A 20245-nucleotide genomic window follows, 5' to 3' on the forward strand; every position below is an offset into this window, starting at 1 on the left:
CCTTGGCGCGCGAGCTCGACCGCGCGACGCCGGAACTCTGGCGGGTGTGGTGCGGGCATGAAGGACATCCTTCCTGATGATCAAGGGTGACCTCAGGTCAAGTGTCCGGAGAACAGGGGGAAGCTCAGCGTCGCCTTCCACCGCCACAGCCGGCCGTGCTGGTCCTGCAGGTCCGTCTTGGCGAGCACGCGGTCACGCTCACGACCCAGCGCGGCGGGGTAAGAGCGGATCTCCCACAGCACCATCCGCCGCCACAGGCCGAACGTGCGCATCGGCGCGAGGATCCAGCGGGAGACGCGGATCTTGTCCATGCGGGTCGGGTTCGACAGCCTGGCCCGCTTACGGACAACGTGCGCGCCGACCTCGACCGCGACGACCCACAGCAGCGGCAACGTGGCGTGGGCCACGACACTGAACAGGGTCTCCTCGTCGGCGATGTTCAGGTAGACCGTCGCGCCCGTCAGCGCCCACGGGATGAGCCGCAGCCACACGATCCGCATCTCCAGCCGGGCCAGCACGATGTCCAGCGCGGAGAACGCGAGGATGCCGAGGTCGATCCCGAGCGGGACGGTGGACGCCAGCGCTCCGAAGGTGGGCGCCGCGGCGTCCATGACCTTCTTGAAGGAGTTGACGAAGCCGATCACGCCGAGGACGCCGACCGCGATGGTGACGGCGTTGATGGCGTTGTGCTCGGCCTGCGTGAGCGTGCGGGGCGTGGTCACGCCGCCACCCCGTAGCTCTGGATGTCCGCGCCGATGCCGAGCTGGCGGCGCAGCTTGGGGTCGGTGCCGCCGATGACGCCGATCGGGTCGTACGGCTGGAGCCGCGCCCGCTCGACGCACTCGCCGGCCAGCCCGCTGAAGGGGCAGCCGCGGCAGAGCTTGGTCGCGGCCTCGTACGCGTCGTCGTACTTGGTGGGGTCCTCGACGATGGGGAACCAGTCGTCGGGGTCGGTGCACGGCTTGCGGCACAGCGCCTTGGGGGTGAGGAGGAGTTCGTCGAGCTCGCGCAGCCGCTGGGCGGCCTGGCGGGCGGGGTCGGATGTGACAGTGTGGCGGCTTGATGCCACGATGTGGCTGGACATCGGGTCTCGGGTCCTTTCGCGAGGGGTGAGACTCGGTGTTTCAGGGCCTCGCCTGGGAGTGGAGTCCTGGGCGGGGCCCGCGGGGCCTTGTGGGCGGTTTTCCGGTGGAGCGGAGAGCCGCCGATTTTCGCACTCTGCTACTCTATGTTTACGAGTAAACAGCGTTGCACTAGCCATGCTGCACCACCGACGATCAACTGTCAAGCCCGCAGGTGAGACGCCCGGACGCAGCCCGTACTACGATCAACGCCAGCCCGAACAGCCTTAACGGAGGAGGACCCGCCCGTGCCCGTCGTACGGTATCCAGAGGTCCTAGCCGACCTCCGGACCAAGATCCTCGACGGCACCTATCCGGCGGGCCAACCACTCCCCCATACCGACGTGCTGAAAGAGACATACGGCGTCGGCGCGCACGTCATCACCCGCGCCATGCGGGAACTCAAGTCGGAAGGGCTGATCTGGCGCGAGGCCAACAAGGGCATGATCGTCCAAGCGCCGGCCGTCGCCATCGACATCCCCATGGCCATCGAGCGGCGCGACGAGCCCACCACATGGGCGGCCGCGTGCCGCCGCGCCGGAAGCCCGGGCCACCTGACGTCACACGCTCCGCGCGAGGAGACCGCGCCAGAGGAGGTCGCCCAAGGCCTCCGTCTCGAGCCCGGTTCCCCCCTCGTGACCTGGGAACTCCACGGCGACATCGGTGGCCAGCTCGTATGCCTCGACCAGACGTACGTATCCAAAGAGCTACACGACGCCGCCGCTTTCGACGTCGAACGGTCGTCCGGCGTCGTGGACGTGCGCACCCGCATCCGCCCGGCCAGCCGGGAGGAGTCGGCGAAACTCAAGGTCAGTCGGGGCAGTCCCCTGCTGGACATCACCCGCATCACCTACGACGACACAGGCCAGCCGCTCCACCTGCTGCACCGCACCGTCAACCCGCAGCGAGTCCACATCGCCGATGGGCGACTGCCGCTGACGTCACCGTGAGCTCCGCCCAGCCCTGGGAGATGCGCTTGACTCCCTGGCACTCTGCGTTCAGGCTCTTGGATTACCGTCCAAGGTCGTGCAAACCCCCTAACATGGAGGCCAGCGTGAAGCTACGGTTCTACGGCAAGGGCGGCAGTGAGCAGGACGAGTGCCCTTCGGTCTCGGTGGATGAGGACACCCAGAACCTCGTGTTCGTCGGCTACCCCATCGACGACCCGGACGTAATCGCCCAGATCGAGCAGCACAGCCGCATCTACAAGACGGAGCAGGCGTTCCTGATCCCGAAGGAGCTGCGCCGGGCTATATGGGAGGCGCTGGGTGGCCACAATCCCAACTTTGGCTGAGCTGTTCGCGAAGACTCAGCACTCGGTGACGCACCTGGAGATGCGCGACACCTACGGAGTCAGCAGCCCCGGCTACCAGGCGTGGCGCAACGGTGTGCCCATCGAGGACATCGCCCGCTACGACTACCTCAAACCGTGGGTCCAGCTCGTATCCGGACACGTCGCCCGCGGCGTGTCGTTCCGCCGCGCCCGGATCATCTCCGAGCCGGTCAGCGACTACATCCGATACGAGCACGGCATCACGCCCGCCGCCAACCTCGTGGCCGGCGAACAGGTCCGCTGGCTGCCTCGGCCGCAGGCGCGCGACCTCGCCCTACCAGGCTGCGACTTCTGGCAGTTCGACGGCGCCCTCGTCCGGTTCGCCTTCCAGGACGGCAACGGCGAGAAAGCCGGGAACGAGCTGTCCGACGACCCGGCCGTGATTGAGCTGTGCTCGTCGGCGTTCGAGGCTGTCTGGGAACGGGCCCTCGATCACCAGGTGTACCGGCCCGACTAGACCCTCACCAGCACGTGTCGAAGTCGCAGTCATCCAGCGTCCAGCAAGCCCGCCAGGCCATCGCCGACCGGCTTCGCGAGATCATGCGCGACGCGGGGCTGAACAATCGGGAACTCGCCAGGCGGGCCGGCTGGGACGAAACCAAGTGCTCACGCCTCATCCACGCCCGCACGCAGCCCTCCGACGCCGACATTCGCACCTGGTGCACCGTCTGCGGCGTCCCGGAGGAGATCCCCAACCTCATCGCGGCCAGCCGCAACGCCGAAAACGCCTACGTCGAGTGGCGCAGGGTCAACCGCAGCGTGAAGCGCCTCCAAGAGCTACGACTTGCCCTGTACGAGGAGACCACCCTCTTCCGCTTCTACTGCTCCACCGTCATCCCCTGGCCCGTGCAGACGCCCGGCTACATGCGAGCGCTCATCTCCAGCGGCACGGAGTTCCGCAGGACCGGCGCCACCGACATCGACGAGGGAGTACAGGCGCGAATCGCACGACAGGAGCGCTACCTGGGGCCCGGGAGCCACCGCCGGTGCGCCATGCTCGTCGAAGAGTCGGTTCTCTACAGCCGGGTCGGCGACGACGACGTGATGCGGGAACAGCTCCTCCATCTCCTCACAGGCATGCAGCAGGCCAACCTTTCCTTCGGCATCGTGCCCATGGCCGCGCGCCGCCCACTGGCCAGCAAAGAGACGTTCTCGATCTATGACGAGTCGCGCGTGTTCGTCGAGCTCCTTTCAGCCGCCGTCACCATCACCGCACCTCGCGAGATCGAGCTGTACGTGCGCTACTTCGCCGAGTTGGCCGCCGTCGCCGCACACGGAGACAAGGCGCGGGTCCTCATCGCGAAGGCCATAGCCGCGATGCCGTGAAACTCGCGTGCAGACTCGTGCAGACTCGTTGAGACGCCGATTCCCGCGCTCCTACCGTCGTGGACATGGACAGTCACGGGTCCGCATCCCCCATTTCGCCCACCCTCACGGGCGCCACGAGCAGGTCTGCTGGCGGCGTTGCCGTGACGCGGCGTCGGCAGACCGGTCCACCAGAGATACCTGAGTTCCGCGACGTCACGAACCTGCCGGACGGCACCTGGACGGCCGTTCACAAGGCCAGCGGCGACGTCATCACCGCAGCGAGCTTCGACGCCCTCGAAGGTGTTGAAGCCCCGCAGGTCCGCCTCCTCCACGCCTGGCGGCGCTCCTCATGAGCCGCCCAGCCACTCCAGACAAGCACGCCAGCGACATTCCGTCCCTGGAGTCCGCCAACGTGCAGCCGCGCGCTGGAGGGGCGGCGCGGCAGCGGCGGCACGACTTGCCTTCCGCAGGCACCCCAGGTCGTGCCGCCGCACCTCTGGCACCTGACTATGTCATCGCCTACTACGACGACCCGGTCAACGCGCAGGCGATGTGCACCCTGCTGATGGGTGCACATCCCGGCTGGACAGTGTGGCGGCTCGGGACCAAGCACACCTTCCGATCCGTGCCTCTGTGGTTCGCCCGGCGCGACGAATGGCCCGCCAGTCAGCCGCCGTTGTCGAACGAGAACGCCGGACTGCTGAACCTGGCGATGTACCTCACGGACGCAGGAGCACAGCTGTGACCGGCTACAAAACCATCCCCTACACGATCGCCTTCGCCAACGAGCTGGTGATGGATCCGATCGGGTTCGTGCCGTACCGCGGCCGGATGAAGCTGTCGTACCTGCAGCCAAAGGCCGGCGACTGGGTGACCGGCCCGGCCGTGCCGGGCCGGTCTTCCGTCGAGATCCTGCGCGGACGGGTCCGTGATCTTCGTGACCGGCCGGACAAGCGTGGCCCCGAGCGGATGCGCAAGCTCCACCCCCGGCGGCAGTGGCGATGCATGGACAAGCTGCTGTGCCAAATCTGCGGCGAACCTGCGACCGACCCGGAGACGGGCGTGATCCCGTGGGCGCTCACCAAGACCGTGTTCGAGCAGACCAGCCCGAGCAGCGGCCGCACCAACGCACCGCCGACCTGCTGGAACTGCATCCCCAAGGCGCTTGAGGAATGCCCCATGCTCCAGGAGGATTTCACCCTCTATACCGTCGCCGGGAGAACCAGCGCAGGCGTGCTGGCCGACATGTACCGGCCCGGCCTGGTACGCGCCATCGAGCCCACCGCGCACATGGTGTTCGTCGCCTGGGACGACTACACGCACCACCCGTTCGCGCTCGCCCTCTGCCAGGTGGTCGAGCTGCACGGCATGCGACCTATATCCCCTTAGACACCCTGCTCCCGCTGCTGGTTCATGGCAGGCATGCGGCAGGGAGCAGGGCCCGCAAGCCCCCTGGAGAGATCGCCTCTTTGCCAGGGATGGTGGCACCGCCCCCGGGGGTGGTAGCCCGGACGCACGGGCGGGGCCACCGCAACTCCCCCGCCCGATGGGAGGCTTCTACGGGCCGCTCCCGGCCCTCGAGAACGCCGAACTACGCCGGGTCTGGAAGCGGTTAGGGCGGCTGATCCGGCGCTGCTGTCGAGCCCTGCCACGCCTCCGCCGAAAGCGTCACCGCCGGGGAGAGCCCGGCCCTGAACGTCCAACCGGAGACTGAAGTGATCGAAGAAGGGACTTCGGCGTTCCACCACGAACGCCGTCGCAATGACACGCCCGACACAGGCGTCACCACGAGCGCAGCCGAGCCCTACAGCGGGATGGCCGACGACTACCACACGCTGCTCGGCGACTTGGCTGAACAAACCTGGCGCGTCGGCGTCCTACCCGAAGCCACGCGGACCCGGCCGCGCCGGTCCGCGGTGGTCGTCGATCTCGGAGCCGGGACCGGCATCGGCGGACGGCTGCTCGCCACCTACCTGCCGTCGCTCACACGCATCGGCGTGGACCGGTCGCCGGCGATGCTCGCCCTGGCCACCAGCGCCTACGAGCACACGCTGCTCGCCTCCATCGACGCCCTGCCGCTGGGCGAGGAGTCGGCCGACCTGATGCTGTCCGGCTTCGACACCCTCAACTACCTGCCCATCCCCGTGTTGGGCCGATGCCTGCGCGAGGTCGGGCGCTGCCTCAGACCGGGCGGCTGGCTGATCGCCGACTTGTCCTCTCCTCACCTGCTGCGCCGCCACTGGCGCGACTACAGCGACGTGCAGGAACTCGGGGACGGCACCGCGCTCTGGCGTCACCGCTACGAACCCGCGAAGGACCGGTGCGTCAGTGTCGTCGAACGCAGAGATGCCGCCGGCGGGATCTGCTGGAGAGAGACCCACATCCAGTACGCGGTGGACGCCGACCAACTACAGGAGCTGGCCGCCGCGGCAGGCATGCATGTGGAACGGGTCCGCGACCTGGAGCGCGACCACTACAGCCCCTCCGCGTTCACCCACGTGTGGACGCTGCGGAAGAAGGCGAGGTAGATATGTCGCACCTGGCCGCTGTGTCGCGCGGGTTGCGCCACCGCTTCGGCGCGGACGTACGCCCCATCACCCTGGCGACCCTCAACCGTGTAGACCTGCTGCCCACGTATCTGCAGGCCGGTGCCGATGTGCACGGCAGCCACAGCCTGTTCTACTGGCTGCGCGCCCGTGGCCGCGGGCACATCGTGAGCCGCGACAACGCCGCGATGGGCTTGGCCTGGCGTGACGACGTGGGACGGCTGATCGCCATCCGCCCAGTCGGCCCCCTTGAAGCTGTGATGCGACTCCTCGACGCGGCCGCCCAAGCGGTCACCGACCTGGCGGGGCCACCTCTGGTCGTCCGATACTGCTCGCCAGCCGTCGCCGGCCTTCTCCGCGACCAGGGGTGGACGCAGATGAGCAGTCCATGGCATGCCGACGCGCCGGCCGACGACGAAACGCACCCCGAAGTGATCGTCACCGCTCCCGCTGTCGAAATGCCCGGCGGCCGCAAGTACAAGCCGCTGCGGGAGGCTGTGTTCCGGCACGCCTCCCGCTACCAATACACCGCCCGGCCCACACCGCTCGGTATCGGCGAGACCACGCTCATTCACGCTGAGGCCGCGCGAGCCGACGACTACGATCAGCACGAGCTCGGGTTCAACGACGCCGTCACGGCCAGTCTGGCGTCCCACCACCACGATCGGCTCACCTACCACTATCTGACCCGCCGAGACCGGCTCGCTGCCTTCGCGATCACCGCCGACATCACCGGCGTTGCCCACGGCTACTACCTGGCCGCCCGTAGCGAACCCCGGCTGGTCACGTACTTCCTGTGGCTGATCTACCTTCAGCAGCGCCGCGTCGGCGCCTCGGCGCTGAACCTCGGCGGCTCGGAAACCAGGTCGCTGTTCGAGTTCAAGACGCACACCTTCCCGGACCACATCCAGCAGCGCACCTGCCTGCTGCAAAGCCCCCACGTCCCCCACTGACAGGTGAAGGCCATGACCATCGACTTCGTCATCCACAACGCCGACGTCGTGATCCGCGAACGCGCCTGTACCACCATGCTCACCCAGCAGGAAGAAGACACGTTCGTCCACGAAGGTGTCGTCGTCCCCGGCAACCGCATGCCCGACGGCATGATCGACCTGCTGCGTGAAGCGATCGACAAGCAAGTGGCCGAACACTTCCCCTCCGCCGAGGACAAAACCTACGACCAGGAGTTCTCCGGCCAGTACGTCCGGGACCCGCACAAGCAGGACCCGCGGATCGCCATGATCCCGCTGCAGTCCTTCGGCCTGGCCGACACCGTCCGCTGCCTGCTCGGCCCCCGGATCGTGTTGCGCAACACTAACCTGCGCGTCACCCGCCCGCGCACCGGAGACGGAACCGTGTGGCACACCGACTATCGGCCCCACACCTCACCACCGTCGCGGCTGGCATCCGCGCCGACCGTGATCACCTGCCTGATCTACCTCGACGCGGCGGACGAGGAGACCGGGCCGCTCCTGGTGGTGCCGGGCAGCCACCACCGTCCCGACCAGCCGCCGGCCACCGATGACCCCCTCGACGACCAGGTCATGATCCAGGTTCAGCCTGGCCAGGTCGTGCTGATGAACGCCGCCCTGTGGCACCGTGGCGGCGCCAACCACAGCGAGCGGATCACACGCCGCCTGCTCACCCTGCAACTGTCGTCGATCTTCATGCCGAAGTTCAACTTCGAGCCCAGCCTCCCCTCAGCCGCCTATCAGCAACTGCTCGAACAGGCACTATCGCGCAAGGACGAGCCGTTGCTGGAACTGCTCGGCCACGGCGGGCTCAATCCCAACAGCGCCCGCTATTGACCACGCCACAGGAGGACAGATGATCCTTTACCGCGTGGCCGTCACTGTTGACCCGGGCCATCTGGATCGCGCTCACCGCATGTTCGCCGAGTTGGCCGACGCCAGCCGTCGAGTCCCAGGGGTCATCAACTTCGACATCCTGCAAGATCCCGGCGATCCGCGCCGGTTCGTGTCGATCGAGGTCTACGCCGATGAGGAGGCTGTGGACCGCCAGGGCCAGCTGCCGCAGCTTGATGCGGTGATGGAGGCGTTCCCCACGCTGCTGAGCGCCGGGCCCGAGGGAAGGAAGTTCGTCGTGTCGGATAGTGAGCCGTGGCCGGCATGACCGCCAACCCGCCCGCCTGGCAGCACATTGAGCACGGAGTGTGAAAGCCTTGCGGCCTAGCGTGCTGCTGTTCCTCGTCCATACCTCGGAGACACGATCATGGCCCTGCCTGCTGAGCCCGCCGACTCGCTGGCCTTCACCGCCGCGCTGGACCTCATCACGAAAGTCGAACCGCGCGTCGCCGAAGCGATCCGGCAAGAACTCCAGGACCAGCGTGAAAGCCTCAAGCTGATCGCCAGCGAGAACTACGCCTCGCCCGCCGTGCTGGCCGCGATGGGGAACTGGCTGAGCGACAAGTACGCCGAAGGCACCATCGGCCGCCGCTTCTACGCGGGATGCCGCAACGTCGACACCGTCGAGCGCGTTGCCGCCGAGCACGCCACGGCCCTGTTCGGCGCGGCCCACGCCTACGTGCAGCCGCATTCCGGCATCGACGCCAACCTCGTGGCGTTCTGGGCGGTGCTCGCCCAACGGGTGGAGGCCCCGGTCCTGGCCCGTGCGCAAGCCCGTCACGTCAACGACTTGTCCGACAGCGACTGGGAAGCACTGCGCCGCGACCTGGGCAATCAGCGGATGCTCGGCATGAGCCTCGACGCCGGAGGCCACCTGACCCACGGCTTCCGACCCAACATCTCCGGCAAGATGTTCCACCAGACCAGCTACGGAACCGACCCGGCCACCGGCCTGCTCGACTATGACCAGGTCCGCGCCAAGGCCCGCGAGTTCCGGCCGCTCATCCTCATCGCGGGCTACTCCGCCTACCCCAGGAAAATCAACTTCCGGATCATGCGGGAAATCGCCGACGAGGTCGGAGCCACCCTCATGGTGGACATGGCCCACTTCGCCGGCCTGGTCGCCGGGAAGGTCTTCACCGGCGACCTCGACCCTGTCCCGCACGCCCACATCGTCACGACCACGACCCACAAAACCCTCCGCGGCCCACGCGGCGGAATGGTCCTATGCCAGCCTGAACTGGCCGACCAAGTCGATCGCGGCTGCCCGATGGTGCTCGGCGGTCCGCTCCCGCACGTCATGGCCGCCAAGGCGGTAGCCCTGGCCGAAGCCCGCACGCCCGACTTCGCCAGCTACGCCGAAGCCGTCGTCGCCAACGCCCAGGCGCTCGCCGAGGGCCTGCGACGACGGGACGTCACCCTGGTCACCGGCGGCACCGACAACCACCTCGTCCTGCTCGACGTCTCCACATTCGGGCTGACCGGACGGCAAGCCGAAGCCGCCCTGCTCGACGCGGGCGTGGTCACCAACCGCAACGCCATCCCGCGCGACCCCGCCGGCGCCTGGTACACCTCCGGCATCCGTCTCGGCACTCCCGCCCTGACCACCCGAGGCCTCAACCAGGCCGACATGGACCGCATCGCCCACCTGATCCACACGGTGCTGGCCAGCACCCAGCCCGCCACCACGCCTGACGGCAAAGCCTCGCCGGCCAAATACACCTTGGACGCCAAGGTCCGCGACCAGGTCAGCGAGGAGGCAGCCGACCTGATGACCGGGTATCCGCTCTACCCGGCGATCCACCTGGGATGATCCAGGCGGTTGAGGAGCGGCATCCGGCCAGGAGCGACCGGGCTCCCACGTATCGACCGTCCACGCCCACCACGCCGCCACCACAGTGGCGTGGTGGCGGCGACATGCCCGCCCACTCTCCGCACCACGGCCTCCACGAAAGCGGGTGCGGTTCCAATGTCCGGTAGATGCCCGGTTGCTGCCCTGGTCCGGGTCCTTACCGGAGGCGAAACTTAAGTCAGCCCGGCTTTCGGGTCAACAGAGGCCGGACATGAGTCTGCGCTGTGAGATCGGAAGAGGGAGACGACCATGCGAACGAAAATCATGCGGATTGGGCAAGTGGCCATCGCTACCGCCGCGACGGCCATAGCTATGACCGCACCTGCAGAAGCACACTCGTTTAGAGTGGGAAACGAGATGGGCTTCGCAGACATCAACTCCAACCACACGACCCTGACTGTCTGCAGGGTGCTCGGAAGCTGGCCCGATTCAGACGTCTGGGGCTCGGTTAGGTACAGCGGCGGCACTATCATCCGTTACGATGCGCCCACGATCAGCGGCTTGTGTTACCCCCACTCCCTAAGGGCCAACCCCACCGATGTCAGGTACTGTTGGCGGCCTTCAGGGGGGAACAACCAATGTACGGCGTGGAGGGGCGAGTGACCTCTCCTGCAGTTTCTGTCCTTCTTGGTCCGTGAGGTTGCGGACCTTGACCGGTTGCGCCACCTTGCCTCCGGGCCACCGGTCAAACATGGTCAGGACTAGCTGCGCAAACACGAAAAGCGCCCCGCTCCTCCACAAGGGAGAAGCGGGGCGTACCCGTTTCGATTGACGGCTTACCGCTGCGAGTCAGGCAGGTCCGGCCGCGGGGTGTGCCGAACCTTGAAGCCGGCCACGGCCGCCAGCGCGGTCGGCAGCAGCGGCAGGCTGATCGCCTCCACCCAGTCGGGCAGGAAAGCGATCATCGACGGGTCGTCGGCGACCGCCTGCAGCACCGCCATACCGGCGACACCGGCCAGATAGGAGACCAGGGTCATCGCCTTGACCTTGGCCTCGACGGGCGGCTTCGAGTAGCTTACGGGCTCACTATGCATATGCCCCTCCTTCGGGACAGCCCGCCACCACGGCGGGGGATCTGGGGAAAGGGTTGAAGATCAGGCGCGGGGCGGCCACGACCACTGGCCGTGGTCCGGGCCCTCGGACCGCGACGTCGCCCAGTAGCTCGTGTTGCCGTCCAGGAACACCTGGAGGTTCACGGTCTTCTCGGCGCCCTCGAACGTGCGGACCACCATCGCCGGGTAGACGTCGCCGAGCTTGACGGGGGAACGGACGATCCCCTGACCGCCGTACGACTGCATGTTGTGCAGGTCGATCATCGACACGTCATGGCCCGACAGCTTGTAGTGGACGATCCGGCCGATCGTCGGCGCCGGGGTCGTCTCGGTGGGGGTGAACATGGGTCCTCCTTAGAAGCTCAGTGCCGAAAGCGGAATAGCTATCAGCGGGAAAACATGCTGATCTTGGCCATCGAGACCTTCTCGACGACCGCCGCGGCAGACTTGTTCGGGTTGAGCACCCGCAGGCGGAGCTGGCTCTTGCTGTCCAGCGAGAACTGGCCGCCCACGGACTCCTCGACCCGGCCGTTAACGTCCGCGCGGGCCGTCAGCCGCCAGGCGTCGTCCACGAACGTCTTGCCGTCGCGGCTGTAACGCGACCAGGCGATGTCCACCTCCGCACCCGGCGGCAGGCCGCGGACCTTCACCAGGCCGTCCACGATGCACCAGCGCGAGTCCTTGGCGAGGACCGCCACACCGTCCTCGCCGTGTGCGGGCGGGTCGTCGGTCCACTCGGTGTGCCAGCGCACCGCCAGCTCGCCGCCGGCCGCGACGTCCTGGTCCTCACCGGCGCCAAGAGAGATGACCTCGGGCACGTCTTCCTCCTGCTGCTTGATGGGCGCTCCAGGGCTCTTGATCAGCGCAGCGACGCGCGCCCGGAACGTGGACATGTTGAGGCTGTGCGGGTCAACCTTCTGCGTGTTGACCTCCTTGTGGCCCATCACCCGCGACGCGGGCAGACCGAACTCTCGGCACAGCTCCGCGCACAGCGCGTGGTACGCGTCGAGCTGCACCTGCGGCCACGGCGTCCGGCCGTCGTTCTCGGCCTCGATGCCGATCGACGTGCTGTTCATGTGGTGCGAACTGGTGCTCGGCGCGTTGTGCCAGCACCGCCCAGCGGCGACGACCCAGATCCGGCCCGTGTGCTCCAACCAGAAGTGCGACAGCGGCCCGTCGAGCCCCGGCCGGCCGTTCACCACGACGTGCCGGTCACGCCACCCGGCGGTGTGGTGACACACCACGCCCTCCACAGAGGGCTGCGGCCCGTGCCCGCGGGACTTCCACCCGCCCACCTCCGTCACCGGGAAGCCCGTCTTGCGGGCGACGTCGGCGAGTTGCGTCAGCCACGGCATGTCAGTTGTCCCCCTTGGTCGTCGATGGGTCAGCCCCGGGTGAGCTGAATCAGCGCGATCACCGCGCCCGCCACCGTCACCAGCAAGCCGACGACGGCGATGATCTGCTTGGTCCGGTCGGCGAGCTGCGTGCGCGTCACCGCCTCCCGCTCAACGGCGTCCAGCCGTGCCTCCATCGCCGCATACCGGACATCGGCGGCCGCACGGTCCTGCTCGACTCGCTGCGCCAGCTGGGCGTGCCGATCATCGACTTGATCGAGCCTTTGAAGGATCAACGCCGTGGAGCCGTTGGTCTTCTCGAACCCGACCTCGACGAGGCGGCGCAGCGTCTCCAATGCGAGTGCCAGGTTCGACCCATCCTCACTGGTCACAGCGGCCGACCCAGTCGCTCGGTGAGCGCGACCCGGCGCGCCTCGTAGGCGTCCAGATCCGGCTGGAACCCCTTCTTCAGGGCGTTCAGCCGCGCCGCCGCATCTACCTCTTCCACCAGCGGCTCCACGGTGTCGCCGGCCAGCGACACCGTGGGCACCTTGCGCCGTACGCCCGGCATTGGCTGGACGATCCGCACCAGGTTTTGCTCGACGTAGTCCAGCCGGGCGGAATGCGCCTGGCGGGCCTGCGTGGTCGAGGCAGCCGTGAACAGCGTCACCGGCACGGCCGCCGCAGTGCGTACGAGCGCGGACATACCTTGCGACTGGCGGGTCTGAGCGATGGCCGCGTCCATCTCGGCCAGCCGTTTCCCGGTAGGGATGTGCAATTGGAGCATGCACAGCCGCAGCAGCGTGTCGATGTCGGCGGGGTCGATGCCGTACTCGGCGGCGTGATTGGCGAACCCCACCATCGGCAGCAGGTAGGTGTGCAGGGAACCGTCCGGGTTGACAGTCATGATCGCCCACCGTTCGACGCCGTCGTCATGAACCCACGTGCTGGCGTCCACAATGGCCCGTTCGATCGCAACCACGATCAGTGCCTCCAGGCGAAGAAATGACAGTCGTGCAGGGACGCACCAGAGTTCGCCGATTGCAGCCAGCCGAACCCAGACGGGCCCTTGGCGTTGAGAACATGGGCGTACACCGTCGAACCGATATCGAAGAAGTCCAGGACGGGGGTCATGTCCGACTCGAACGTGACCCCGTATCCGACGCTGAAGCCGCCGCCGGCGCCGACGGTCACCGAGCCTCGTGCAAACGTCGAATTGGCGTGGCCGCTCCCGAGTTTTCCGTACAGGCGGACGACGCCGGACGGTGCTTGCGCCTGCACTCCACACACGATCGTGGAACCACTCACGCCCCACACGCCAGCGGACGTGGGGCTCAAGGTCAGGTAGCCGTAGCGGCCATCGCCGTCGCGCATGCTGATGATGCGCATTCCGGACTCGCTCGATGAGCTGGCGGTGATGGCGTGGTAGTTGGTGTCGTCCTCATACAGGCGAATCTCCGGGTCCGCCCCGAAGTTGGGGTTGATCACCAGCCGCTTGCCGGACGCGCCGGAGGTGAAGCGGCCCATGATGTCCACGTTGCCGGTGGACGCGTTGACCGTCAGCGTCTCCTGACCACCGGCGTTGAACGCCTTCAGCCCGGTGCTGTTGAGCTCCACCCTGGCTGCGGTCGGCGATCCTGCGACGATGCGCGTGGCCAGAATGAGGAGAGCTTCGAGCTTGCCTGCGGTGACCGAGCCGGCCGCGAGCTTGTCCACGGTCACGGCATTCGCCCGCAAGTGGCCAGTGTCGATCGCGAGAGCCTTGATCAGCGCGCCGGTAATGGTGTTGGCGATCACAGCATCGGACGCGTTCACGGTCCCATCGACGATGTGCGCGCCGTCGATGATCTTCCCGATGAGATCGGTGTCCACCAGCGGCTGCGTCACGACGGTGACGTGCCCAGACTGGCCCGATTCGTTGCCCGACCGGTCCACGGCGGTCAGCCAGAATTCCCGATCAGCGTTGTAGGGCTGGTCAGGCACGACGACCGTCTCGGTGACGCGCATCGAGTCCACGACGCGAGCACTGCCGGGCACTAGCGGGTCGGCCATCCACACCTTGACGCGGTCGAAGTCGAGCGGCATCACCTCTCCCGCCGAGCCGAGACCATCCCACGACACGTGGATCATGCCGAGTCGAGTGGTCACGATCGGCGTGGACGGCACGGGGGGCGGCATGGTGTCGTCCGGGACGAGCACGATCGTCTGTTCGGAGAACTCCCCGCGCACTGCATCGGCCACAGCGCGCACCTTGAACGCATACTCGACGCCGACCCGCAGCGGCGAATACGTCGCGGTCGTCTCGCCCACCACGTCGATCTGGTGCCAGATGCCGCCCGCGTGGTTCTCCCGCGCGTACAACTCGTACGCGTCCACCTCAATCGCGACCCCTGACTTGTCGGCGGCGACCGGCGTCCAGGTGGCGGTGATCTGCCCCTGCGCGGTACCGGACGCGTCGATGTACGCGCTCGCGTTCACGATCAGGCCCTGCGGCTTGGCCGGGGCACGGCCGCCCGGCTCTGGCGCGGGCGTTCCTCCGGTTCCTCCGGAGCCGACGCCGCCGTCAAGAATCCCGGCGGCCTGCCGGGCCAGGCGGATCTCCCTCTCCAGGAAGCGGTCGTTGAGCACGACGTTGCCGCCGACCTGGCCATCCTTGTCCACGGACAGGGTGATCTGTCGCAGCCGAAGCGGCTGCATCTCCCCTCCGTCGCCCGGCGCGAGCAGGTAGTCCCCCGGCTGGTAGTGCTTGAACGGCAACCACCGCGCTGCGTCGAACATCAGGCCACGGGTGACCTGCACCCGCTCACGCCCAACCCGCTCCAACGCGTTCTGCCCCAGCAGCGTCGCCGTGCCGCTGTCCGTCACCCCGCCCTGCGATTGGTAGGTCTCCCACCTGCCCCACGGTGTGACGGCGCTGGGGTTGATCACCTCCACCGACAGGCCGGCCTCGCCGCCGATCAGGATGGCTGACGCGGCATCCTCCAGCGTGCCCATGTCCGGCGCCTCGGTGATATCGCGGCCAAGACGCAGGTCAACCGGCGACGGGCCGGGCGCCCGATCAGCGCCGAGCACCATGTCCGGGTTGAACACCTGCAAGGTACGGCCCTGCATCCGCCAGTCGATGACACCCTGCTCGCCCAAGTTGATCAGAACGGTGAGCAGGTCCTTGCCGGGCTCGATCGCCAACGTCAGCGTCTTGGACCACGGATCGCCCGCGCTGTCGTGGGTGGTGGAGAAGTCGAACAACAGGCCGGGCAGCGCGCCGCGCGCCTGCCCCTCCTGGATGAACGTCGCAAGGATCGCCCCGGGGCTGACCGCGCTGAACTGCCGCTTGCCGTCCACCAATGAGCTGTTCGGGTACAGCACGACCTTCCGCAGCATCCACGACCAGCCGGGGCAGTCGTACGACCTGACCCCGGCCCTGTCCGTGCTCTCCCCACCCCGCTTGATCCGCAGGAACCGCGCGTTCGGCGGCTCAGCCCAGCCGCCGCCGTCCACCGCGTACTCCACCGCGACCTCGCAGTACCCGGCAATGAGCTCCGAGTACAGGCCGCCCGCCGGGTACGTCACCGTCAGGCCCGGCACGTCGTTCAGCGGAGCCGCCATCTCGAACCCGCTGTGCTGCGGCAGCACGGCCAGCCGGCCACCGTTCGGCGCGTAGGCCACCAGACGGAGCGCGAACCTCGTGGGCTTACCCGGAATGATCACCTGCACTGTTGGCCCCCCCCTCAGTTCGTTGATCTCGTCGCGCTGCTGGTCCACGGCCGCCGAGAGCACGGCGTTCTCGTACAGCAGCTCCTCGACCCGGCGTCGAAGGACGGCGATGACGCGGCTGGGTTCGACCACCAGGTCCTGCATCACGTGCCCACCCGCAGGAACGCCCGCTGGTGCTCAAGCCGGGCGGCCGCGGCGTTCACCGGGTCGATCCGCACGTGCGAGCGCAGCGGGGACAGCGGATCAGCGGCCGCGCGGGCGGCCGCCGTACGACCCTTCACGGTTGTCTCGACCGTCGCATGGTCGCGTTTGCACCGCTCGACCCGCTCCAGCGCGGCCGCGCGGGCCTCGTCCCCCGTCATCCGCCACGGGTTGACCTCGGGAAGGTTCGGCTCGTAGATCGGGTGCACGGCGCGGTGCATCAGCACCTCGATCACCTCGTCCGTCGAGGTCAGCCCGTGCGCCACGGCGGTGGACTCGATCGCCACCTTGGGCAGGAACACCGCGACCGTGGCCCCGTCACTTGGCCTGGCCAGCGTGATCTCCCACGCCTCGATCTGCCCGGACTCGTCGGCGGTGTCGGTGACCTCCGAGACGTGCCATCCGTCCGGCATACCTCACCTCCAGGCCCAAATGTGGAATGTCCGGGACACGGTGCCGCCGCCCGGGTCGAAGAAGAACAGGTCGCTGTTCGTCCGGGAGAACAGCTGCATCGTGGTGAACTACTCGACCGTGAACGTGACCTTCGGCACGGTCGGGAAGGAGAAGCCCAACACCACCTGGTAGTAGGTGGCGCCCCTCGACAGCGACACCGACAGCATGATCAGCCCGGAGTCACTGGCGTACTGCCACGTGCCCTTATGCAGCGTCCCCGTCTGGTCGAACAGCATCAGCTGGTCCTGCTGCGTCGGGTGCAGCCACCCGATCGACGCCTGATTCTCCACCGCCGACACCGCGCCGCCGCGCTGCTCACCGTTCGCCGGGTTCAGGATCGCCGCCTGCCAGAAGCCGGCCGCGTGAGTCAGGCGGCACTTCGCAGTGACCGTCTGGTTCGTGCCTGACTCCATGACCAGCGTCGCCTCTCCAGTGAACAGAGAGCCGTCGCTGTAGATACGCGACTGGTTCGTCCCGCTCCCGGGGATGAAGCGAATCTCAGGGTTGGTCGCGCCAGCCGGGTTGACAACGACCCGCGCCCCGGTCACGCCGGACGCGAGCTGACCCACGATGGACACCCCGCCCGACGCCGCGGCGATGCTCACCGTCTGCTGGCCGCTCCCGTTGAACGCCACCAGGCCCGAGCTGTTCAACTCCACCCGCGCCCCGGACGCGTTCCCCGCGACAACCCGCGTGGACAACGTCAGCACCGCGGCGAGCTTGTCGGCCACCACCGCGCCGGCCGTGATGTGCTCGGCCTCGACAGACCCGGCGGCCAGCTTGTCGGCGGTGACGGCGTTGGCCGCCAGCGCGCCCGTCGTGATCGACTCGGAGGCAGCGTCGCCCTGGACGAGCGGCACCGCGGCGATCGTCGCCGACGTGGACGGGGCCGACTCGTTGCCCGACCTGTCGATGGACGTGAACCGGAACTGCCGGTCCGCGCCGTACGGCAGGTTCGGCACGAGGATCGCTCCGGCCTCGCCCAGGACACCGATCTCCGACCAGCCGGGCGCGAGCGGGTCTTGCATCCACGCCCGGACGTGCAGAAAGTCGGACGGCATCGGCGCCGAGCCGGCGCCGAGCCCGTTCCACGTCACCCGGACCACGCCGAGCCGCGTGGACAACTGCGGCGCGGTCGGCACGGGCGGCGCGTCGGTGTCGTCGGGGATGGTCACCGCCACCTGGCTGGAGAACGCCCCTGTCTTGCCGAGGTTGACCGCCCGCACCTTGAACGCGTACGCGGTGCCGATGACGAGCGGCGAGTACGTCGCCGTGGTGTCGGTCGGCTCCGTGGACGCGACCAGGAACCACGGCGCACCGACCTCGTTGATGCGCATGAACAGCTCGTAGCCGCCGACGTTCAGCGCGACCCCGTTGATGTCCTGGGTGACCGCGCCCCACGTGACCGTCACCTGTCCCTGCGGCAGGCCGTGCTCGTCGATGTACGCCTGCGGGTTCACGATCAGCCCGGTCGGGGCCGCCGGCGTGCGCGGCTCCGGAGCTTGCGGGGCCGGGCGCGCACCGGACCCTGCGTCGGCCGTGCTTCCGCCGACGATCCCGGCGGTGCGGCGGGCCAGCCGGATGTCCCCCTCCAAGAAGCGGTCGTTGAGGACCAGCGCCCCGCCGAGCACACCCGTGCTGTTGCAGGCCAACGTCACCTGGCGGATCCGCAGCGACTCCAGCGCGCCGCCATCTGCGGGCGCGAGCACCCGGTCACCGGGCCGGTAATCCTTGAGCGGCAGCCAGCGAGCACCGTACAGCACGATGCCGCGCGTCCGCTGCACCCGCTCGGCCTCCGCGTGCTCGAGCGCGGCGTCCGCGAGCAACGTCGCGGTGCCCTCGTCGGACACGCCGCCAGCGCCGACGTACTGCTCCCACGGCCCCCACGGCTGTACGGCGGCCGCGTTCGTGAACGTCTCGACGAGCCCGTTGTCGCCGACGACCAGCACCGACGACGCCACGTCCTCCAACGTGCCGTCGTCGGGCGCTTCGGCGACGTCGCGCCCGTACCGCAGGTCTACCGGCGCGGCCCCGGACGCCAGGTCTCGCGACAGCTCGGTGTCGGCGTTGAACACTTGCACGGTGCGGCCGGACATGCGGAAGTCGCACACACCCTGCTCGGCAAGGTTGATCAGCGCCGTGAGCGCGTCCATGCCAGGCTGGTAGTAGATGGTGAGGATCTTGTCCCACGGGTCGCCTGCACTGTCGGCGGTGGGCGTGAAGTCCCAGTTCAGGCCAGGCACCGCGCCGCGCGCCTTCGCCTCGGAGATGAACGTCTGCAGGATTGCCCCAGCAGTCGCGGATAGGAAAGCGCGCTTACCAGATATCAGCGGCGCCACACCGGGGTAGAGCACGATCTTGCGGAGCATCCACACGAACCCTGGAAGCTCAAACTGGGCCAGCCCGGTCGGGTCGGAGCTGTCGCCGCGGCGCTTGATACGCAGGAACCGCGAGTCCGGCGCTTCGGTCCAGGTGGTGCCGTCTGTGCTCCACTGGACGGCGATCTCGCACGGCTGGTCGAGCAGGGCCATGCCTGTCGCCGTGGTGGTGTAGCTGAGCTTCAGCGACGGCACGTCGTTGAGCGGCCAGCCGACCTCGACCGACAGCGGATGCGGGAGCACGCCGAGCCGGTCGCCGAATGGGGCAAAAGCGACAAGTCGGAGGCCGAACGACACCGGCTCGCCTCCTTGCTGACCAAGCTTGGAAACATTCCACTAGGCAAAAATGTGTCGTAAATGTGTCGCCCGAACGGCTGACCTGCAGAGGGCGCACATACCGCAGTTGTGCGCGCCATTCCCTACCGTTTCCTACGGCCGCGAAGAATGGCATACCGGGGTTTGAGACGCGCTAGACTAACGGCTCATAGCTCACGCTTCACGTTCGCCACACATTTCGATCGGCCGTGCTGCGGGAGACCCAACTGGATCAGTCCTCGTGGGTTTCTCGCGGGGCGGCCGAACGGACCGCGGCCACCCCCAAGGCACCTCGGTCCGAATGGAGGAACGGATGGAAGTAGTGGGCCCCGGCGAGCCGGACGACCAGGAGTGGTTGGCAATGATCCAACTCCTGATCGCCCTGCTCGACCTTCTGAAGGGGATCGGGCCTAGCTAGGCATAGCCCTAGCTGGTCCGTCGGGCCCCGCTCTACGGTTTGGCGGCCAGGAGCGGGGTCACCCCAGATTCATTTCGACGGGCCGTCTCTGGCCAATCGCCAGAACTCGCTAGCAGTCTAGCAACTTCTCGTCTCCCGCCGGAACCAGAACTTCCCATCTCTGAGAACAAGCAGAGATTCCCGTACTTCTCGTAGTTCCCGTCTCCCGCCGGAACCAGAACTTCCCGCCTCTGAGAACAAGCAGAGATTCCCGTACTTCTCGTAGTTCCCGTCTCCCGCCGGAACCAGAACTTCCCGCCTCTGAGAACAAGCAGAGATTCCCGTACTTCTCGTAGTTCCCGTCTCCCGCCGGAAC

General features: G+C 67.7%; 22 protein-coding genes. 12 read left to right on the forward strand and 10 right to left on the reverse strand.

Translation table 11 applies throughout. The features are described from left to right. Window positions 1–92 precede the first annotated feature (92 nt). Entirely contained in the window at window positions 93–722 is a 630-nt protein-coding gene (locus EJK15_RS55645) for a DUF2637 domain-containing protein (RefSeq protein WP_171075117.1), read from the reverse strand. After that, window positions 719–1084: a WhiB family transcriptional regulator gene (locus EJK15_RS55650; RefSeq protein ID WP_171075118.1), complete on the reverse strand. Its 366-nt coding sequence runs from the start codon at window positions 1082–1084 to the stop codon at window positions 719–721. Before EJK15_RS55650 ends, EJK15_RS55645 begins: the two co-directional genes overlap by 4 nt. Before the next feature lie 285 nt (window positions 1085–1369). On the opposite strand from EJK15_RS55650, the gene EJK15_RS55655 reads away from it, so the two are divergent. The 12 genes from EJK15_RS55655 to EJK15_RS55710 all read left to right on the forward strand — a co-directional run bounded on the left by EJK15_RS55655 (window position 1370) and on the right by EJK15_RS55710 (window position 9986). After that, on the forward strand, window positions 1370–2071 hold the full coding sequence (locus tag EJK15_RS55655; RefSeq protein ID WP_138718551.1) for a GntR family transcriptional regulator: 702 nt from the start codon (window positions 1370–1372) through the stop codon (window positions 2069–2071). 104 nt (window positions 2072–2175) lie between these two features. Beyond that, window positions 2176–2415, forward strand: a complete 240-nt coding sequence (locus tag EJK15_RS55660; protein WP_138718552.1) for a hypothetical protein — start codon at window positions 2176–2178, stop codon at window positions 2413–2415. After that, the gene (locus tag EJK15_RS55665; RefSeq protein ID WP_138718553.1) at window positions 2408–2911 is read left to right on the forward strand and encodes a DUF6879 family protein; all 504 of its coding nucleotides are present in this window, start codon (window positions 2408–2410) and stop codon (window positions 2909–2911) included. Before EJK15_RS55660 ends, EJK15_RS55665 begins: the two co-directional genes overlap by 8 nt. Window positions 2912–2925: 14 nt before the next feature. Then, window positions 2926–3780, forward strand: coding sequence for a helix-turn-helix domain-containing protein (locus EJK15_RS55670; RefSeq protein ID WP_138718554.1), 855 nt, complete (start codon window positions 2926–2928; stop codon window positions 3778–3780). A gap of 65 nt (window positions 3781–3845) precedes the next feature. Continuing rightward, window positions 3846–4115 carry a hypothetical protein gene (locus tag EJK15_RS55675; RefSeq protein WP_138718555.1) on the forward strand — a complete coding sequence of 90 codons (270 nt, stop codon included), beginning with the start codon at window positions 3846–3848 and terminating at the stop codon, window positions 4113–4115. Continuing rightward, window positions 4112–4507 carry a hypothetical protein gene (locus EJK15_RS55680; RefSeq protein WP_138718556.1) on the forward strand — a complete coding sequence of 132 codons (396 nt, stop codon included), beginning with the start codon at window positions 4112–4114 and terminating at the stop codon, window positions 4505–4507. Before EJK15_RS55675 ends, EJK15_RS55680 begins: the two co-directional genes overlap by 4 nt. Continuing rightward, window positions 4504–5151: a hypothetical protein gene (locus tag EJK15_RS55685; RefSeq protein WP_138718557.1), complete on the forward strand. Its 648-nt coding sequence runs from the start codon at window positions 4504–4506 to the stop codon at window positions 5149–5151. The genes EJK15_RS55680 and EJK15_RS55685 overlap by 4 nt, the downstream gene beginning before the upstream one ends. 326 nt (window positions 5152–5477) lie before the next feature. Continuing rightward, window positions 5478–6290, forward strand: coding sequence for a class I SAM-dependent DNA methyltransferase (locus EJK15_RS55690; protein ID WP_138718558.1), 813 nt, complete (start codon window positions 5478–5480; stop codon window positions 6288–6290). 2 nt (window positions 6291–6292) lie between these two features. Continuing rightward, the gene (locus tag EJK15_RS55695) at window positions 6293–7261 is read left to right on the forward strand and encodes a hypothetical protein (RefSeq protein ID WP_138718559.1); all 969 of its coding nucleotides are present in this window, start codon (window positions 6293–6295) and stop codon (window positions 7259–7261) included. Window positions 7262–7273: 12 nt separating this feature from the next. Next, a complete protein-coding gene (locus tag EJK15_RS55700; protein ID WP_138718560.1) occupies window positions 7274–8116 on the forward strand; it encodes a phytanoyl-CoA dioxygenase family protein in 843 nt (280 codons plus the stop codon). 19 nt (window positions 8117–8135) lie between these two features. Next, window positions 8136–8441 (forward strand): putative quinol monooxygenase, encoded by a 306-nt coding sequence (locus EJK15_RS55705; RefSeq protein ID WP_138718561.1) that lies wholly within the window; start codon window positions 8136–8138, stop codon window positions 8439–8441. A gap of 99 nt (window positions 8442–8540) precedes the next feature. Further along, window positions 8541–9986 (forward strand): glycine hydroxymethyltransferase, encoded by a 1446-nt coding sequence (locus EJK15_RS55710; protein ID WP_138718562.1) that lies wholly within the window; start codon window positions 8541–8543, stop codon window positions 9984–9986. Between the two features lie 815 nt (window positions 9987–10801). Here the strand turns inward: EJK15_RS55710 and EJK15_RS55715 are convergent. The 8 genes from EJK15_RS55715 to EJK15_RS55750 all read right to left on the reverse strand — a co-directional run bounded on the left by EJK15_RS55715 (window position 10802) and on the right by EJK15_RS55750 (window position 19454). Then, window positions 10802–11059 carry a holin gene (locus EJK15_RS55715; RefSeq protein ID WP_138718563.1) on the reverse strand — a complete coding sequence of 86 codons (258 nt, stop codon included), beginning with the start codon at window positions 11057–11059 and terminating at the stop codon, window positions 10802–10804. Window positions 11060–11119: 60 nt separating this feature from the next. Next, window positions 11120–11422 carry a hypothetical protein gene (locus EJK15_RS55720; protein WP_138718564.1) on the reverse strand — a complete coding sequence of 101 codons (303 nt, stop codon included), beginning with the start codon at window positions 11420–11422 and terminating at the stop codon, window positions 11120–11122. 41 nt (window positions 11423–11463) lie between these two features. Next, entirely contained in the window at window positions 11464–12432 is a 969-nt protein-coding gene (locus tag EJK15_RS55725; RefSeq protein ID WP_138718565.1) for a peptidoglycan recognition protein family protein, read from the reverse strand. Between the two features lie 29 nt (window positions 12433–12461). Then, window positions 12462–12803 carry a hypothetical protein gene (locus tag EJK15_RS55730; protein WP_138718566.1) on the reverse strand — a complete coding sequence of 114 codons (342 nt, stop codon included), beginning with the start codon at window positions 12801–12803 and terminating at the stop codon, window positions 12462–12464. Then, window positions 12800–13393: a hypothetical protein gene (locus EJK15_RS55735; RefSeq protein WP_138718567.1), complete on the reverse strand. Its 594-nt coding sequence runs from the start codon at window positions 13391–13393 to the stop codon at window positions 12800–12802. The genes EJK15_RS55730 and EJK15_RS55735 overlap by 4 nt, the downstream gene beginning before the upstream one ends. A gap of 2 nt (window positions 13394–13395) precedes the next feature. Next, window positions 13396–16272, reverse strand: coding sequence for a phage tail protein (locus EJK15_RS55740; RefSeq protein WP_138718568.1), 2877 nt, complete (start codon window positions 16270–16272; stop codon window positions 13396–13398). After that, on the reverse strand, window positions 16269–16739 hold the full coding sequence (locus tag EJK15_RS55745; RefSeq protein WP_138718569.1) for a hypothetical protein: 471 nt from the start codon (window positions 16737–16739) through the stop codon (window positions 16269–16271). The genes EJK15_RS55740 and EJK15_RS55745 overlap by 4 nt, the downstream gene beginning before the upstream one ends. A gap of 108 nt (window positions 16740–16847) precedes the next feature. Continuing rightward, a complete protein-coding gene (locus EJK15_RS55750; protein WP_138718570.1) occupies window positions 16848–19454 on the reverse strand; it encodes a phage tail protein in 2607 nt (868 codons plus the stop codon). Between the last annotated feature and the right edge of the window lie 791 nt (window positions 19455–20245).

It is taken from the genome of Nonomuraea basaltis, assembly GCF_005893125.1.
Taxonomy (GTDB): Bacteria; Actinomycetota; Actinomycetes; order Streptosporangiales; family Streptosporangiaceae; genus Nonomuraea; species Nonomuraea basaltis.

What these genes read in the sequence shown, in the direction of transcription:
- EJK15_RS55680 (WP_138718556.1), top strand. Translation starts at nt 4,112, where the DNA reads ATGAGCCGCCCAGCCACTCCAGACAAGCACGCCAGCGACATTCCGTCC.
- EJK15_RS55675 (WP_138718555.1), top strand. Translation starts at nt 3,846, where the DNA reads ATGGACAGTCACGGGTCCGCATCCCCCATTTCGCCCACCCTCACGGGC.
- EJK15_RS55695 (WP_138718559.1), top strand. Translation starts at nt 6,293, where the DNA reads ATGTCGCACCTGGCCGCTGTGTCGCGCGGGTTGCGCCACCGCTTCGGC.
- EJK15_RS55720 (WP_138718564.1), bottom strand. Translation starts at nt 11,422, where the DNA reads ATGTTCACCCCCACCGAGACGACCCCGGCGCCGACGATCGGCCGGATC.
- EJK15_RS55725 (WP_138718565.1), bottom strand. Translation starts at nt 12,432, where the DNA reads ATGCCGTGGCTGACGCAACTCGCCGACGTCGCCCGCAAGACGGGCTTC.
- EJK15_RS55650 (WP_171075118.1), bottom strand. Translation starts at nt 1,084, where the DNA reads ATGTCCAGCCACATCGTGGCATCAAGCCGCCACACTGTCACATCCGAC.
- EJK15_RS55715 (WP_138718563.1), bottom strand. Translation starts at nt 11,059, where the DNA reads ATGCATAGTGAGCCCGTAAGCTACTCGAAGCCGCCCGTCGAGGCCAAG.
- EJK15_RS55700 (WP_138718560.1), top strand. Translation starts at nt 7,274, where the DNA reads ATGACCATCGACTTCGTCATCCACAACGCCGACGTCGTGATCCGCGAA.
- EJK15_RS55710 (WP_138718562.1), top strand. Translation starts at nt 8,541, where the DNA reads ATGGCCCTGCCTGCTGAGCCCGCCGACTCGCTGGCCTTCACCGCCGCG.
- EJK15_RS55705 (WP_138718561.1), top strand. Translation starts at nt 8,136, where the DNA reads ATGATCCTTTACCGCGTGGCCGTCACTGTTGACCCGGGCCATCTGGAT.
- EJK15_RS55745 (WP_138718569.1), bottom strand. Translation starts at nt 16,739, where the DNA reads ATGCCGGACGGATGGCACGTCTCGGAGGTCACCGACACCGCCGACGAG.